1 protein-coding gene is annotated in these 673 nt (G+C 30.6%); it reads right to left on the minus strand.

What is annotated here, in order from left to right; translation table 11 throughout:
• Positions 1 to 220 precede the first annotated feature (220 nt).
• On the minus strand, positions 221 to 643 hold the full coding sequence (locus ACOCEA_RS17980; RefSeq protein WP_420757659.1) for a hypothetical protein: 423 nt from the start codon (positions 641 to 643) through the stop codon (positions 221 to 223).
• Between the last annotated feature and the right edge of the window lie 30 nt (positions 644 to 673).

Raw genomic sequence — 673 nt, forward strand, 5'->3', positions numbered from 1 at the left:
ACAACGGTTGAGCTAAGCGTAGTGCGGAAGTAAGGAAACGTTGAGTTTCCGTCTACGCACGAAGCTAAAGCTTATTGTTTAGTTTTATTTTTTCTTGTATAAAGCTAAATCCATAAGATTTAGCGACTACATAAATATACACAGACCTTTCGGTTTTGCCCAAAAGCCCGCATTACGTTTAGGTTGTGTTGTAAAACGTTTTTCTTTTTGCACTCTTAAATTATTGATTCAAAGAATCTTTGGTTTTTTCCTTATTTAGATATGGATTTTCCCAGTAATATTCCTCGTGACCTTTGATATTCCCAAAATCTAGATTAATTAAAGTGTCCAGTCCTACGCGCTTTATATTTAGTGTAATAGATTTTCTTTCTTTAAAAATTGTGTCGCCAATTTTTATAAAGTCAAATAACCTTAAACTTTGAAATGTAAAGTCAGTCTTGTTTTTTTCAAAAAGGTTATTTTCTATTATCAGGATGTTTCTATTATGGTCTTTTGCGTCAATATATTTTTCCACTACTAGACCGTCGTACCTAGTATTATAAGCTTTATAAACAATATTGTCAAAATAGTCTTTTTGAGAAAAGTGTTCGCAAGAATAGAATCCAAGAAATAGTAAAATAATTAGATAACTTTTTTGATTCACTTTTTAGGTTTAGGTAAATGTTTTACAACG

This window comes from Maribacter luteocoastalis, assembly GCF_048890225.1.
Lineage (GTDB): Bacteria > Bacteroidota > Bacteroidia > Flavobacteriales > Flavobacteriaceae > Maribacter > Maribacter luteocoastalis.